The sequence below is a fragment of the Marinicella gelatinilytica genome, assembly GCF_026410405.1.
GTDB classification, from domain to species: domain Bacteria; phylum Pseudomonadota; class Gammaproteobacteria; order Xanthomonadales; family Marinicellaceae; genus Marinicella; species Marinicella gelatinilytica.
Genome location: NZ_JAPMLN010000003.1, coordinates 102,740 through 117,153, shown reverse-complemented (window position 1 = coordinate 117,153; position 14,414 = coordinate 102,740). Strand labels below are relative to the sequence as shown.

The 14,414-nt window shown below is 41.4% G+C and carries 15 protein-coding genes and 1 tRNA gene; 7 read left to right on the top strand and 9 right to left on the bottom strand.

Annotated elements, in window-relative coordinates; all coding sequences use genetic code 11:
* Positions 1-102 precede the first annotated feature (102 nt).
* The 3 genes from rpmA to OS173_RS03090 all read right to left on the bottom strand — a co-directional run bounded on the left by rpmA (position 103) and on the right by OS173_RS03090 (position 1,568).
* Positions 103-363 (bottom strand): 50S ribosomal protein L27, encoded by a 261-nt coding sequence (gene rpmA / locus OS173_RS03100; protein WP_267182813.1) that lies wholly within the window; start codon positions 361-363, stop codon positions 103-105.
* A gap of 10 nt (positions 364-373) precedes the next feature.
* Positions 374-682, bottom strand: coding sequence for a 50S ribosomal protein L21 (gene rplU / locus OS173_RS03095; protein WP_267182812.1), 309 nt, complete (start codon positions 680-682; stop codon positions 374-376).
* A gap of 142 nt (positions 683-824) precedes the next feature.
* Positions 825-1,568, bottom strand: coding sequence for an FHA domain-containing protein (locus OS173_RS03090; protein ID WP_267182811.1), 744 nt, complete (start codon positions 1,566-1,568; stop codon positions 825-827).
* Positions 1,569-1,926: 358 nt separating this feature from the next.
* Between OS173_RS03090 and OS173_RS03085 the strand changes: the two genes are divergently transcribed.
* Positions 1,927-2,949 (top strand): hypothetical protein, encoded by a 1,023-nt coding sequence (locus OS173_RS03085; protein ID WP_267182810.1) that lies wholly within the window; start codon positions 1,927-1,929, stop codon positions 2,947-2,949.
* A complete protein-coding gene (locus OS173_RS03080; RefSeq protein WP_267182809.1) occupies positions 2,946-4,358 on the top strand; it encodes a hypothetical protein in 1,413 nt (470 codons plus the stop codon). The genes OS173_RS03085 and OS173_RS03080 overlap by 4 nt, the downstream gene beginning before the upstream one ends.
* A 9-nt stretch (positions 4,359-4,367) precedes the next feature.
* Here OS173_RS03080 and OS173_RS03075 read toward each other — a convergent pair whose 3' ends face one another.
* The 4 genes from OS173_RS03075 to OS173_RS03060 are packed head-to-tail and all read right to left on the bottom strand — an operon-like array spanning position 4,368 to position 8,280.
* Positions 4,368-6,095: a dipeptidyl-peptidase 3 family protein gene (locus tag OS173_RS03075; RefSeq protein ID WP_267182808.1), complete on the bottom strand. Its 1,728-nt coding sequence runs from the start codon at positions 6,093-6,095 to the stop codon at positions 4,368-4,370.
* Entirely contained in the window at positions 6,092-7,231 is a 1,140-nt protein-coding gene (locus OS173_RS03070; RefSeq protein WP_267182807.1) for a glycosyltransferase, read from the bottom strand. The genes OS173_RS03075 and OS173_RS03070 overlap by 4 nt, the downstream gene beginning before the upstream one ends.
* A gap of 6 nt (positions 7,232-7,237) precedes the next feature.
* Positions 7,238-7,603: a DUF2304 domain-containing protein gene (locus tag OS173_RS03065; RefSeq protein WP_267182806.1), complete on the bottom strand. Its 366-nt coding sequence runs from the start codon at positions 7,601-7,603 to the stop codon at positions 7,238-7,240.
* Positions 7,600-8,280: a glycosyltransferase family 2 protein gene (locus tag OS173_RS03060; RefSeq protein WP_267182805.1), complete on the bottom strand. Its 681-nt coding sequence runs from the start codon at positions 8,278-8,280 to the stop codon at positions 7,600-7,602. The genes OS173_RS03065 and OS173_RS03060 overlap by 4 nt, the downstream gene beginning before the upstream one ends.
* A gap of 87 nt (positions 8,281-8,367) precedes the next feature.
* Between OS173_RS03060 and OS173_RS03055 the strand changes: the two genes are divergently transcribed.
* The 5 genes from OS173_RS03055 (at position 8,368) to OS173_RS03035 (ending at position 11,844) form a co-directional block, all read left to right on the top strand.
* Positions 8,368-9,447, top strand: coding sequence for a glycosyltransferase (locus OS173_RS03055; protein WP_267182804.1), 1,080 nt, complete (start codon positions 8,368-8,370; stop codon positions 9,445-9,447).
* 64 nt (positions 9,448-9,511) lie between these two features.
* On the top strand, positions 9,512-10,084 hold the full coding sequence (locus OS173_RS03050) for an RNA polymerase sigma factor (RefSeq protein ID WP_267182803.1): 573 nt from the start codon (positions 9,512-9,514) through the stop codon (positions 10,082-10,084).
* Positions 10,068-10,538, top strand: a complete 471-nt coding sequence (locus OS173_RS03045; protein WP_267182802.1) for a hypothetical protein — start codon at positions 10,068-10,070, stop codon at positions 10,536-10,538. Before OS173_RS03050 ends, OS173_RS03045 begins: the two co-directional genes overlap by 17 nt.
* 15 nt (positions 10,539-10,553) lie before the next feature.
* Positions 10,554-11,708, top strand: a complete 1,155-nt coding sequence (locus OS173_RS03040; protein WP_267182801.1) for a PDZ domain-containing protein — start codon at positions 10,554-10,556, stop codon at positions 11,706-11,708.
* 61 nt (positions 11,709-11,769) lie between these two features.
* A tRNA-Val gene (locus OS173_RS03035) sits at positions 11,770-11,844 on the top strand.
* Positions 11,845-12,116: 272 nt separating this feature from the next.
* Here the strand turns inward: OS173_RS03035 and prpF are convergent.
* Entirely contained in the window at positions 12,117-13,292 is a 1,176-nt protein-coding gene (gene prpF, locus OS173_RS03030) for a 2-methylaconitate cis-trans isomerase PrpF (protein ID WP_267182800.1), read from the bottom strand.
* Positions 13,293-13,524: 232 nt separating this feature from the next.
* Positions 13,525-14,364 (bottom strand): hypothetical protein, encoded by an 840-nt coding sequence (locus OS173_RS03025; protein ID WP_267182799.1) that lies wholly within the window; start codon positions 14,362-14,364, stop codon positions 13,525-13,527.
* Positions 14,365-14,414 lie beyond the last annotated feature (50 nt).

Sequence of the window (14,414 nt, the reverse complement as noted above, 5' to 3'; positions counted from 1 at the left end):
TATGTCGCTACGTATCTTACAACATTGAATGACACCATAAAAAAAAGCCCACTTTAACAGTGAGCTTTTTATCAACAGATTAGTAATCTATTGTAGTACGTTTTATTTTTGCGTTTCAATAGAAACATATTGGCGGTATTTTTTGCCTTTTTTAGCAAATTTAACGACACCGTCTTTTAATGCAAATAATGTATGGTCTTTACCAATACCCACATTGTCGCCGGCATGGTATTTAGTACCACGTTGGCGCACTAATATGTTACCGGCCAAAACGTTTTGACCACCATATAATTTAACGCCAAGATACTTAGGATTTGAATCGCGACCATTATCAGTACTACCCGCTGCTTTCTTATGTGCCATGAGTAACCTCTTATCCTATGTTAGTGATTTTTAATTCAGTGAAATTCTGACGATGACCCATGCGTTTCATGTGGTGCTTACGTCGTTTGAATTTAATGATACGTACTTTTTTTCCGCGACCTTGAGACAATACCTCAGCTGAAACCTTCTTACCATCTAACATGGGCGTACCAATTTCAAATTTTTCGCCGTCAGAAAGCATCAACACTTGATCCAATTCAATCGTGTCACCCGCTTCTGCTTTGATGGTTTCTACCTTAATAATATCGCCGGCTTTAACTCGGTATTGCTTGCCGCCTGTAGCTACAACTGCGTGCATGAAACTACTCCAATTCGGTTGTTCTTTCAAAGAGCGGGGATTTTACTTAACTTGGCCACTTAGGTCAACTCATAATTACGGATTTCACTGTATTTGCTGACGATCACTGCAAATTGCTGATTGGATACAGGTAAAAATCCGCTTAAAGTAAAAGGATAATTAATAACAACAGCACCAATCCAGTCAACAGCGTTAACCACCAGTAATGAGGTCGTAGAGATTTTTTATGACTATTCTTGATGTCCGCTTCGGACATAGATTCACTTAACATCACATTGCGCGGGTGTGATGGACTGAATTTTGAATAGCCTGAATGACCCGGACATTCCACATTAAAGTGTTGGTCTTTATATTGAAGCCGATCGCCATTTTGCAACCACGTATTGTGCACCTGTCGACCATTGACAAAGACCGGATGGTTGTTTGAAATTAATGCCAGCTTAGCATCGGTTCGATACACCTTCCACCCATCTTTGTGATGATAGTCTGATTTAATAAAGGCACCATTTTGTTCGCCAAATAATTGTCTTAAACCAAATACCGAAGACATGTCCTCTGGCCGTTCATTGTGATTAAACTGTTGCAACGAGTTAATCTCTTTTGGAACATAATCATCATCGACCAGGCGCATCATTAAATCAGACATCATTAATTTATCGCCTGGATAAACCAAGCAACTTGACGAAATTGACGTCCCATTCACCAAAATGGGTGATGACTCTGCCTGTAACACCAGACCATAGCTGAGCACATCGATGCTGGCATGACGACCCCATATTTCCGGACGATTAATTTGCACCTGACAATCCTCATCATTACCAATGAGTAAAGAGCCTTTTTCGGGCAAGTCAAATATAGCCTCACTGTGTTCGAGTATTAACTTCATATTGCTTAATTTTAGTCTTTATCCTCTGTGATTTCCATAAACTGTTTTATGGTGCTGAACTAAATTGGTATCGCATTCACGGTGTTGTCGGCGATAAACAATAGCATATTGTTGAGTTATTTTTTTTATCTTCGTATAAAAGTGTGACTGACTTGTCAGTTTACAGCTTTTTATTGGCTTTCGCTGAGGGATTTAACTAAAATACAGTCAACAAGAAAAAGGACTCACTGTGTCATTGAAGCATCAACATTTTTTATATTGGACGCTATCAGGCTGCTTTTTACTGTTAACAGCTCTTTTTTTACTCAAAAGCCACCATTTGTCAGACCACCCACTTAACTCGTTGCAGCCGTTTGATGTGACCACTGCCATTGAAGTACCTCCCGGCCGCTACTACCAAACAAATGGTCTTTACCATTTAGATATGACCGGCACCACTCAATTGGTATTGCCCATAAAAAAGGGGCTTGAAAACATGTCTGCACTTGATACTCTAGTGATCAATAACCTTGACAGTAACCAGGCCGTCAACCTCTACTTAACAGCTCAACTTACCAACCGAGACACGCAGACACCCTTTGCTTATAAACAAAAACTCATCAATAATCAGTTATCAATCAATGAATTGGATTATGGCTGGCAAACTGCTGCTAAGATTAGTGACGTGGCTCTGGTTGTTGAGTCAGAAATTTCTTTTGGATTTGGTGATAATTTTGACAACCGAATAAGCTGGCAATCGATTCAACTTACCCATCATGGTCTTATCAATCAGACTCAAAAAGTTTACACAGGATTATCCACTTTTGTGCCGCTGAGTTTTTCCTCGATAAATTTTTACAGCAATGATTTTGTTAATATTTATAAAGCTTTTTTGATGTGGCTAGGTATTTGGCTTGCTATTAACTTCGTTATATTTATTGTTATCAAGCCCGCTCCGATTCACTTCATAGTCGGCATCATATTAGCATGGTTTATGGTTACTATAGTATTTGCCCATAACTTCACCTTACAGGGCCAATTTAATCAAAATCGATTCGCTCAACATAATAACCACCTTAATCACATGGATGAAAAACTTTATGACATGGCGCAACTCATTGATCAAACAATTACTGAACAAAACAACCATTCATCAGATATTAAAATTTTTATCTTAGGCGGTGAAAGTTTCAATAATAAACGACTTAAATATCATTTGCTTCAATATAATGTGGGCGTTATTGGTCGTTACGAAGATGTCTTAAAAACCTTGAACCGAGACAACAGTTATGCAGCTCTACTGCCGCCATTTAATTCGATTTGCGAACCGCAGGAGCCATCTCAGGAAACGCCAACGCTCAACATCTTAGTTCAAACGACTCAATTCTGCTTGCTGCAATGATGAAAACCATTTTATTTAGCATTGGCTATGTGCTGTACTTCATGGGTTTAGGAATTGGCTCACGAATTGCCGTACTCAAACTAATGAAGCTAGAGACCAATAAACGGCGGCTATCCAGTCTTTTAGCCCATGGTCTTTTTATGGGTATGTTTATTCATGTTTTATTGTTAAACGGCTTACAACTGTTCGGCAATCACAATGGCATGGCTTTAGTCATTGTCATGGTGCTATTTATATCTTGCTTGGGTTTAATCGTTCACACTGCACTGGTTGGTGACGGTATTCACAAGCCATCAGAAATCAGCCGACAACAAGTCATCACCATAAGCCTAATTGCCCTGGCATCTTTATTGGTTATATGGAACAGTTACCAACTTCCGAACTTAGCTTGGGATACGTGGACTGTTTGGGTTGCCCGTGCCAAGCAATGGTACTACCATGGCCTCGGCGTGTCATTTACGCAACCCAATGAATGGTTAGATTCAAGCAGTAGTTTACTGAATTTATCATCACACTATCCTGATGGTGTTTCTCTTATCTTCTATCCCATGCTATTTTTTAGCGATACCGCAAAACCCATGGTATTGGGGTTATATTTAATGATGTACGGATTTTTAGTGTTACTCATGTGTAACCGCTTACAAAAAGCCAACACCCCTTTTTATCTGCGGCTATTCTTAATAGTGGTTATGTACACAACACCTTTAATGGTTAACCATTTATTGTTGCCCGGATATGCTGACTTAATGATGGCCGCTTACATTTTGCTAATCATGCTGGGGCTCCTTGATTATAACGACCAACCCAAACCGGCTTTACGATTGCTTATTATCTGCTATGCGCTGATGTTACCGCTGATAAAATTAGAAGGCTGGGTTTGGCTTCTTGTGGCGCTTTTCAGCCATAGCTTTATTATGTGGTTTAATCAAAAACAAAGACTCATTATCATGGCTATTATGGCCGCTACTTTTCTGCTGTGGTTTTTATGGGGGGGCATCACTGTAAAAACCCCGTTTGGACCGCTGATTATCTCGCCTGAAGAGATTAATTTATTTAATAAGGCCTATATTGCATTTGGATTTACCAACGTTACTGAGGCAGTTTTTAACAGCCTGTTTTGGCAGCTTAATTGGTCACTGCTGTGGTTTGGTTTACCTTTTTTGCTCCTCTTTATGGTGCGTTATCACCACAATAAAGCACAGCAAGTTAGCCACCTGTTTTTTACGCTGGCATTTTCTCTAATATTATTATTGTTTTATCTGACACCCGCGGCCAAATATGCCCAGGATTATACCGCCATAAACCGTATATTTTTACAGCTGATGCCCTGTTACATTTTACTGTTATTCAATATGTTAGCCACCGTCGCAAACCAGACAAAGTCACCGCCCATAGTAAACCGTGACTAAGACACTTTATCATTTTAACTGAGCACCACCTTGTTCAAAAACGATATCCACTGGGATACCGGCGGCATTAATGGTACGCAACGCCGTTTTTAGTTGTGGGCTTTGTTGACCGCCTTTATCAAACCAGTCTTTAACAGCCTGATAATTCCCGTCACCCTGGAGCGTCAGGATTTTTTCGGATAAAGATGCAATGGCAGCAGACATTTTTTCAGGGTTAACCGAATAATGACCGCTGTCAGCATCGTAATTAAAGGCATCATGCTCAGCAAAATAATTAAAACGCAGTAAGTTTGCCACGCCATGCGCTGAACTGGAACCAAACCGGACCGAGCGAAAAATGCCGGCCATAAAAGTGGTGTAATAATCCATTAATTCACCACCGTCTAATTCACCCATATGGTGCAGCTTTTCAACCATATATAATCCCAAAATATCTGCTTTACCTTCTTCCAAGGCGCTGGCATATTCTTGCAACGCTTCACGAACAGTGCCCCCGCCATTAAGGGTATTTTTGATGCCTAATCCATGCGCCACTTCATGAAACATGGTGTTGGCAAAAAATGCATCAAAAGTGACATGTTTGCGTTGTTCAGGAACCACCAACTCATGTGCGATTGGCAATAAGATTTTTTCAAATTTTGCATGCATGGCATTTTTTAATTGCAGCCGACGGGTGCCTTTTAGTAATTGCACTTGCTCATCATTGGGTAAATTAATGGCAATGGTTTTACTTCCTGCATTTGAGCTACCGGCATAATACAGGGCATCATATGCATTTAAATCAGAATCAGTGCCGGGCTTTTCTCGTTTATAGGCATCTGCCACCGGCAACTCTGCTTGTAATTGTGGCAAAAATTGGGCAAATTTAGCCAGTTTTTGACTCCACGCCTGATCTTTGATTAACACAAACGCTTCATAGGCAGCCTTATAACCAAATAATTGATCTTCATAGGTTTCAATGGGACCGATAATGACATCAACGGTATTATTTTTCATGTCTAACCAGGCCAAATCTGAAGCCTGATAGTCATCTTCTAAAATGGCTTTGGCGCGTAGCTGCAGATAGTTTTTAAAACCTTGATCTTCTGCCAATTCCGCGGCTTTATTAAGCCACTCAGCAGCCTGTAGCAAAGCTTGTTCGTAAGCAACATGATAGGGAATGGCTTGCAATTGACCTTGCTCGTCGGTTCTGACCAAGGTATATAAATCACGCAGCGCATCGGTCGCTTGTTCATTAAATTCTTGTTTGGTCATCTCAGGGGGGTAAAAACGCGCGCCCAAGGGTTTCTCTCCATAACCTTCAAGGAAAGGCTCATCACCTTGCAGTCGATCCCATGGACCGTAATTAATGGCGGCATAGCGTTTTAATGCCGGATCTTTAATACCCTCAAGCAAATCATTTTTATCGCCGTAACTTTGCAACCAAAACAAATCATCCATGATTTTTGCCGCTTCTATTAAATAGCCAATCATTTGTTTTTGATTTTCATTTAAACCGCTTAAATCAGAAGTCAGGGTGAAAGATGCATAATTAGACAATAATTGTTCACCGACACTTTTTTGAGCCTTGGTTTTTATATTTTCCGGCTTTGGGTCTTGTTGGTAGGCCACTTCACGGCCGTTTGTTTCAGTCGCCTGGGCCTGGGGCACGACTTGTTCTTGTGTGGTCTCGTCACTGGTTTGGGATTGACAAGCCGTCAATAAAAATATGGCTAACAATACAATACATTTCTTCATGGTGACTCCGTGGCTAACATATGTTGATAATAGTCGGTTATTTTTGCGGCAGTTTGATCAATGGTCAAATCAAAATCCACCTGTTGCTTAATAATATGGGAATAATTATGCCGAATGTGGTTTAATTTCGCCACCAAATCCATCAGTTGATGATTGCCAAAGGTGAAACCTCTGGCGTAACGGGTGGCTAACCAGCGCATTCCCGATCCTTCAGTGTCAGCGGCCAATATTATTTTCTGTCGCGCCATGGCTTCTAATAACACCATGCCATAAGATTCGGCACGGTCATTAGAAGCCAAACAAAACACATGGCATTCGTTAAACAAGGTTTGCTTTACTTCGTCAGTGACCGAACCGGCTAAAGTGACACGATCGGTTAGCTGGTTAGTCTTAATATAACGCTCTAATTCAGCATACAAATCACCACCACCGGCAATGGTTAAATGCATGTCAGGCAACTGTTTCATGGCATCAATCAATAAGCGGTGATTCTTGTAATAGCTCAGTCGACCCAAGGTTAATATCTTAAATGGTTTGTCGGTTATTGCTGTGCTGTCAGGAATGGTGATCTTATCGGTATTCAGCCCCAGGGGAATTACGGCAACGCGATTTTCATGTTGCTGCAGCAGCGGTGATTTTTTTTGATATTCGGGGCTGCTGATTAAAATACCGGTTGCTCTTTTAATCAAAGATGATTCAATGGGCTTAATGCAAGCATACACCAAACGCAGAAGTCGTGAAGATGATTCTGTGACCATATCCGAATGCCAACGAATCACCCAAGGAATATTTTTAGCGGCTCGATTGCGTAACAGTGCGAATAGGCTGGGATTTGGCACATGTAGGTGAATAACATCGATGGGTTGGTTTTTTATGATGTCAATAACCTGTTTGTTGAGTCCCGACATTAAAGGCGTAAACATAATCGGCCGCCAACAGGCTTGTCTGATTAATGTTAAATTAGGCAGCACTTGTTCCACCAAAGTCTTGGATCTTAAATCGTGCCAATCATGATTGTGAACCAAAACCGTCACATGATGCCCTTGTTTTACCTGGGCTTCAGCTAAATCCTGCAAATAAGTTTCCATGCCACCATAATAAGGCGGATAGAATTTACCAATATGCAGTATGTTCATGAAAAATCAGTCAGGAACGTTGTGATCTGTATGCACTGAATCAGATTTATTTAAATCATTTTCCAGTATGGCAAGACGTTGTGTTAAGCGGCGGATTTTTTGTTCTTTGCGAGACAGCGCCAAGTCCATGGTCAACATGCGAATTAAGATAAAACTAACCGACACCACCAATAGTAAGGTTGGCGGATAAGTGATACCCACTTTTATCGCCACCCAATCAATTATTTTAGGAAAAGAAGACAATACAATGGCAAACACAGCCACCATCAGCCACCAAGTGGCATACGGACCGTGCAGTTTACCTTTACGCACCAGGTATAAAATACTGACAGATAGCACTGCGCCGATAATAAATATGGTGAGGGTGGTCATTGTGATTTTTTGGCTCCAATATTGGCAATGCACAAGGTTGTGGTTTGTAACATGTATTTAAAAACCACCAACCATGAACTAAAAACACGGGATTTGCCGTCCTTTCGAATGTCCATTTTAACAGGGATTTCGGTAATTTTTAAGTCAGCTCGCAATAATAGCAGCAACACCCCAACATCTTGATAATCTAATAAGCTTGCGGTTTTATCAGCCAATACATCGATGGCTTTTTTATTATAAACACGGAAACCGGAAGTCAAATCTTCAATGCGTATCTGTGAAATAATTTTAAAAAAACGCCACGCAATCTTTTTTAAGCGACTAACCCGTTGCGGACAAGTCCCAATAATCACATCATACTGGTGATTGTTTGCTGCCTTTAATAAACCGGCAATTTCATGCGGCACATGTTGACCATCAGCATCCATGGTTAACACAAAATCATAGTCATGACGCTTGGCATAGCGAATCCCGGTTTGGGTGGCGCCCCAAGCACCTAATTGCAAAGGTAACCGCAAACAAGTTAATCCCTGATTGCGAACAGTTTCAACCGTACCATCAGAACTAAAATCATCCACCACCAAAATATCAGCCGTCACAGCAGCACACAACTGTGGCAATAATTGTGCTAAATTATCCGCTTCATTAAAAGCCGGAATAACAATCAATGTCTTCATATTTAATGGCTTACGTTACAATGGCAGACTATTATGCGCCAAGTATTTGATGACAGGGATTTATTATGCATTTTTTAACCAATTAATATGACAAACGACATTTTAACCGTTCATGACCTGTTTTTCATCAAAGGCGGTGGAGAACGTTTAATTATGACCTTGTGTCAGCAATTACGCAGTGACTTACTAACCGCTGCCGTCAGTATTGATAGTTTTAGCTTAGACGATTTGCCGGGAGAATTATTTAATTTAAACGCTTTAGGTACTTTGCCGGGCATTAAAACTTGGCAACTGGCGCGGGCTTTTAAAAAAACACCCCCCACTGTTCATCACTATAACAATGTCATCTACAGTGGCGTGGCTGCTCCTTTAGCCAATCGCCACTTTGAAAAAGCCCAAAATATTTTTTATTGCCACACACCACCCCGCTTTATCTATGATAAAAAACAACACTACCTCAATGGTTTATCAGCTTGGCAAAAGCCGGCATTAAAAGCTCTGATTCGATGGTTTCAACCACAATACGAAGCAGCTATTAACAACATGGATGCCATTATTGCTAACTCAAAGCACATTCAACAACGCATTAAAACTCACCTCAATCAAGACTCCCATGTTGTTTATCCGCCTTGTGACACTCATTACTTTAATTGGCAATCGCAAGGTGATTATTATTTATCCGTAGGGCGACATGATCCATTGAAGCGCATCGACGTCATTATTGAAGCTTTCAAAAGCTTGCCAAATAAAAAATTGGTTGTGGCTTCCGGTGGCAGTGAGACCCATAAACTAAAAAAATCAGCTGCCGGTCACAGCAACATTTATTTTACCGGTTGGTTAGAAGAGCCCAAATTACTGGACCTCTTGGGAAACTGTTTAGCCACGATTTATATCCCTGAAGATGAAGACTTTGGCATGACACCGGTGGAATCCATGGCCGCCGGCAAACCGGTGATTGCCAGCCACCAGGGCGGTATCAAAGAAACCGTCATTGATCAAGAAACCGGTTTATTTATTGGCGGTGATCAACTAAAAAATAAGCTCATTCAAATAGTAAAGTCTTTGTCAGCAAACAAAGCCGCTGCCATGCGTGAGGCTTGTGAAGCCCGTGCCGAAGATTTTAATCAACAACAGTTTATTGACGGTATAAAAAAATATTTAAAATAATCGTGACTCTTTGCGAACATTATCCGTCTTAGTTAGTATCTGATGTGAAAACACTAACTTTATTTTGAGCCCATTTAAGCAAACCATTGATGCCAAAACATATCGCCGACTTAAGCGACGGCAACAACGTGCTTGTCATCAAATTTACCAACAGTTCTCAGCGCCGGTTTATAACCTGGCATACCGGATGCTGCAAAGCCCGGAAGATGCACAAGACATCAGTCAAGTTAGTTTTATAACGGCTTTTAATAAAATTGAACAATGGTCACAAGCGGTTGCTTTTGGTTTTTGGCTGCGACGCATCGTCATCAATCAATCCCTTGATTTACTAAGAAAAAGAACACCACAATTATTAATTGACGATGGTAATCAAATAATTGCCATGATAGCGGGTGAAACTTCAATAACATACGATCATAGCCATGATGCCAACCATTACTTAAAAAATTTATCACCAGCCATGAGAACCATTATCTGGCTTTACGAAGTCGAGGGCTTTACCCATCAGGAAATTGGTGCGTTTTTCGATTGCAGCGAAAGTTTCTCAAAATCACGTTTGGCGCGTGCCAAACAACAACTGAAACAATTACTAAACAAACAAAAGCAAGAGGTCAGCAGCTATGAAAAAACCCTCTAATATCAATCAGTGGCTCAAAAGCCAGCCACCGATGTCACCGCCAAAAGATGACTTTGCAGCCATATATCAGCAACTCGATAAACCCAAAACATTAAAAAAGATGGTTTATACATGGTCTTTTGCCGCCGGAATCGCCCTAATGGCCATTGGAGTCAGCTTCTTTTATCGCTATACACCAGTATCTGAGAAGTCACATAACGAAACAGCCATCATCCAATTACAACAACAAGTAAGTCAACTCGAACAGCAATTACTAACAAGCGATTCAGCCATCGTTAGCAACCCGGGCTCGACCCAATTAGAAAATGAAATCATGCTAGAACAATGGCTGGATCACTTAAATAAGCATTTAGCTGACAGTCACAGCCCTGAAAATCGACAAAACTTATTACAAGCAAAATTAACGATATTACAGAATCTGAGCAATCAAAATCAGACTATTCAACTAATTTAAACGCAGGAGAACACCATGAAATATTTAAACGTCATTATATTAATATTCATCTCAAGCACACTTTGGGCTGCTGACAATGAACACCTTGATATACACACCCAAATTCAGGATGGGCAAGGTAAAGTTATTATCATTCATAATAAAGACGGCAAGCAAAATAAAATTGAAGAATCATTTGATGTCACCAACGAAACCGATGTTGATCAAGTAGTTTCTGATGCTTTAAAAAAGCATCATATTGATATACCGCCTAAACCACCTGCTCCACCACAACATAACTGGACTCAGCAACTAGATAATGTCGACGTTGAAGTCATCGATAATATGGTAACAATAACCATCAAACAGGATAATAATGGTTCAGTCAAGCTCATTGAAGAAACGTTCAAAATTGATGACACGGATGACATCAACAAATTGATTGAGGAAGTCATGAAAAAACACGACATCGAAGTTGACCAAAATGCCAATCGTCAGGTTATACAAATTGACCGCAACTATTTTAGTAGCATAGACATAGAGGGCGCATACTTTGGTTTTATGGCATCTGTTGAAGATAAGGGCTGGCAGGTTATTACCGTCATTCCAAATAGTGGTGCTGATCAAGCCGGTTTGCAACAAGGTGATCTCATTGTTGCAGTAGATAATCAAAAAACAACCAAAGGCGGCATTGAGCTCAAAAATCTCACTAAAGAAGCCAAAGCCGGACAAAAATCTACCTTTAAAATTGTCCGAAATGGAAAAAACAGGACACTAAATATAACTGCCCAGAAACGCAGCTTAAGTGATGCCGTATTACCGCCGATTCCACCGATGCCGCCTACTGTTAATTCATACAATATCATCACCATGGATGGGGACAATTCAATGACGCCTCATGTCATTATGCGTCATCAAAAATTACAAGATTGGTTGGGTGATAAACACCAACTGATTGCCGTTAACCCGGGCTTGAAAACCTACTTTGGTACTGACAAAGGGGTTTTGATTGTCAATGTCGATAAAAACAATAAACTGGCTTTGGCTGAAGGTGATGTAATCTTATCCATCAATGGTGACCCCGTTAACACACCCAAACAAGCTGTTAAAGCCCTATCAGCACTTAAATTAACCGATGGATTTAATATCGAAGTGATGCGCAAAAAAGAAAAAATATCTATCGCATCCTAAATCATCTTGCGATAGAATACCGCTTCTTTGGTGAGCGGCATCGCTCACATCCCAGGTCAGAGGGCGCGTAGCTCAGCGGGAGAGCACTTCGTTGACATCGAAGGGGTCACTGGTTCAATCCCAGTCGTGCCCACCACTGATTTCTATATTACCAAAACAAACCATGAATTTTTGCCGGCGAAGGCCGGCATCCAGCGTCTTTAGTCCGAACGTTGTCTATGAACGTCACAAAACCATAAGCACCTAAATCTGCCTGCTGAATTCCGTATAATCCATTGAATGGTGTATGGAAAGAAAAACGCTACGACTACATTCAATTCTGATAAACTTTAATATCATTCCGAATATGCGAATATTGTTTCTGTAGCTGCGACCCTTGCAGTCGCCCTATCTGCTGTACTCTAAACTCTATGCATTGACATCCGGCACATGCACATGCCCTGACATCAGCACTCGAGCACTGCGGCTCATAATAACTTTCTCTACTTTCCATTGCCCGGCTTGTTCAGTTACTTCGGCACCCACTTTTAAGGTCCCTGAAGGATGTCCAAAACGCACTTCTGTACGATTCCCGCCACCGGCGGCTAAATTAACCAGGGTGCCGGGTATGGCGGAAGCCGTGGCTATGGCGACGGCGGCCGTGCCCATCATGGCATGATGCAATAGACCCATGGATAAAGCCCGAACATTGAGATCAATGTCACCAATGGCAATGGCTTTACCACTGGATGAGATATAGCCCTTGGGCGGCGCCACAAACGCCACTTTAGGGGTGTGCTGACGGCTTTCGGCTTCTTTAATGTCTTTGATTAAGCCCATTTGTACCGCGCCATAAGCCCGAATGGTTTCGAACATTGTCAGGGCGTCATCATCGCCATTAATATCGCCCTGTAATTCGGTGCCCAGATAATCAATGGCATCGGCATTCAGAAATATCGTCGGAATACCGGCATTGATAAAGGTGGCGTCAAATGTCCCAATTCCCGGCACATCCAATGTATCCACCAATTGACCGGTTGGGAATAGTTCCGCATCACCCACCGGATTAACAAACTCAACCTTCACCTCAGCGGCCGGAAAAGTCACACCATCCAATTCAAAATCACCGGTTTCTTGGACCTGTCCGTCGGTCATTGGCACATGAGCGATAATGGTTTGTTTGATATTGGCCTGCCAAATCCGCACCACCGCGACGCCATTAGCAGGAACCTTGTCACTATCAAGCAAGCCGGATTTAATGGCAAACGCCCCCACCGCAGCGGTTAAATTGCCGCAATTACCGCTCCAGTCCACAAACGGTTTATCAATCGACACCTGGCCAAACAAATAATCCACATCGTGATCAGGCTGACTGCTTTTCGATAAAATAACGGTTTTACTGGTGCTCGATGTCGCACCGCCCATGCCATCGGTGTGCTTGCCATAGGGATCGGGGCTGCCGATTACCCTCAGCAATAAACGATCGCGGGCTTCACCCGGTACTTGTGTCGCTTTGGGCAAATCAGTGAGATTAAAAAAAACGCCTTTAGAGGTACCACCCCGCATATAAGTGGCCGGAATGGTGATTTGGGGTTTTTGATTCATAATTTATTTTGTTTACTTTACGTGGTTCTACTGTCAAATATTTGACAGCCTATCTTCTCATAAATAAACATTCATAACACACTGTTGTTTTTGATTTAACGCAATCCGAGAAATACTTTTATCACTACTCAGATTTAAAATAAATTGAGTTTTAAACCACAAAAAGCCGTTAATAGTAACGGCTTTCTGTATTAGCTAACCGGGTTTAACATAACCCAGAATAAACTTACATTTAACGTACTTTTCGGATTGATGTTTTTGTAACTAACAACACTAAGCCCATCAGCATTAACAGGCCCCATATTTGCAATGACGGTACACTGGTCGCTTGTGCACCACGTAAATTATCTTCAATACTTTCAAAGTTTACCCATTGATAATTTTCACCATTAATAACAATACTGTCAGCCGCTGGATTTGCTGCCGATAAGGCCGACTGTAAAGACGCTAAATCTCCTGGAGGAACGGTCATAGAAAAACGCAGAGTATCAACATCTGTCCCACCATCCATCATGCCGTTAATGGTGGTGTTATCACCAATTTCAACAAGATCATCACCACTATCGGCCTCGATAGCTGCATCACTTCCGGTAATAACGGCACCACTGATAATAATGGTATCATTACCACCATCACCTTCGACACCATCATCACCATTTCCTGTTATCACGCCACCGGTTATGATAATTGTGTCATTCCCATCATTCAGACGAATACCATCTGAATCACCAATAAGACTTCCAGATGTCATGGTCACATAATCATCCCCATCTTCTGTTTCTATCGGATCAGAATTACTTGTAACCGTGCCTCCAGATATTAAAACCACATCATTACCGTCACTTAAATTAATGGTATCACCCGATGCTCGACTGACTACGGCACCACTCGGGATGGTTAAATCATCAATGAAAAGGGTCCCATCATAACCATCGGTATCTGTGCCTGTACACATAACAATTTCACCGCCTGAACCAGTGGCGCCGGTGACAGCACAATCAGCTTGAGCCGTTTCTACGTGAGCAAACAGTCCAAAAACCACAAATATATATGTAAACAAATTAAAACGCATAAATTCCCCTTTTGAATATTGATTATTTGAGGTATTTAATTTTATGCGCA

Excerpts from the sequence above, each read along its gene's own strand:
- OS173_RS03075 (WP_267182808.1), bottom strand. The coding sequence starts at position 6,095 with ATGAAGAAATGTATTGTATTGTTAGCCATATTTTTATTGACGGCTTGT.
- OS173_RS03045 (WP_267182802.1), top strand. The coding sequence starts at position 10,068 with ATGAAAAAACCCTCTAATATCAATCAGTGGCTCAAAAGCCAGCCACCG.
- OS173_RS03025 (WP_267182799.1), bottom strand. The coding sequence starts at position 14,364 with ATGCGTTTTAATTTGTTTACATATATATTTGTGGTTTTTGGACTGTTT.
- OS173_RS03040 (WP_267182801.1), top strand. The coding sequence starts at position 10,554 with ATGAAATATTTAAACGTCATTATATTAATATTCATCTCAAGCACACTT.
- OS173_RS03060 (WP_267182805.1), bottom strand. The coding sequence starts at position 8,280 with ATGAAGACATTGATTGTTATTCCGGCTTTTAATGAAGCGGATAATTTA.
- rplU (WP_267182812.1), bottom strand. The coding sequence starts at position 682 with ATGCACGCAGTTGTAGCTACAGGCGGCAAGCAATACCGAGTTAAAGCC.
- OS173_RS03055 (WP_267182804.1), top strand. The coding sequence starts at position 8,368 with ATGACAAACGACATTTTAACCGTTCATGACCTGTTTTTCATCAAAGGC.
- OS173_RS03090 (WP_267182811.1), bottom strand. The coding sequence starts at position 1,568 with ATGAAGTTAATACTCGAACACAGTGAGGCTATATTTGACTTGCCCGAA.
- OS173_RS03080 (WP_267182809.1), top strand. The coding sequence starts at position 2,946 with ATGATGAAAACCATTTTATTTAGCATTGGCTATGTGCTGTACTTCATG.
- rpmA (WP_267182813.1), bottom strand. The coding sequence starts at position 363 with ATGGCACATAAGAAAGCAGCGGGTAGTACTGATAATGGTCGCGATTCA.
- OS173_RS03070 (WP_267182807.1), bottom strand. The coding sequence starts at position 7,231 with ATGAACATACTGCATATTGGTAAATTCTATCCGCCTTATTATGGTGGC.
- prpF (WP_267182800.1), bottom strand. The coding sequence starts at position 13,292 with ATGAATCAAAAACCCCAAATCACCATTCCGGCCACTTATATGCGGGGT.
- OS173_RS03065 (WP_267182806.1), bottom strand. The coding sequence starts at position 7,603 with ATGACCACCCTCACCATATTTATTATCGGCGCAGTGCTATCTGTCAGT.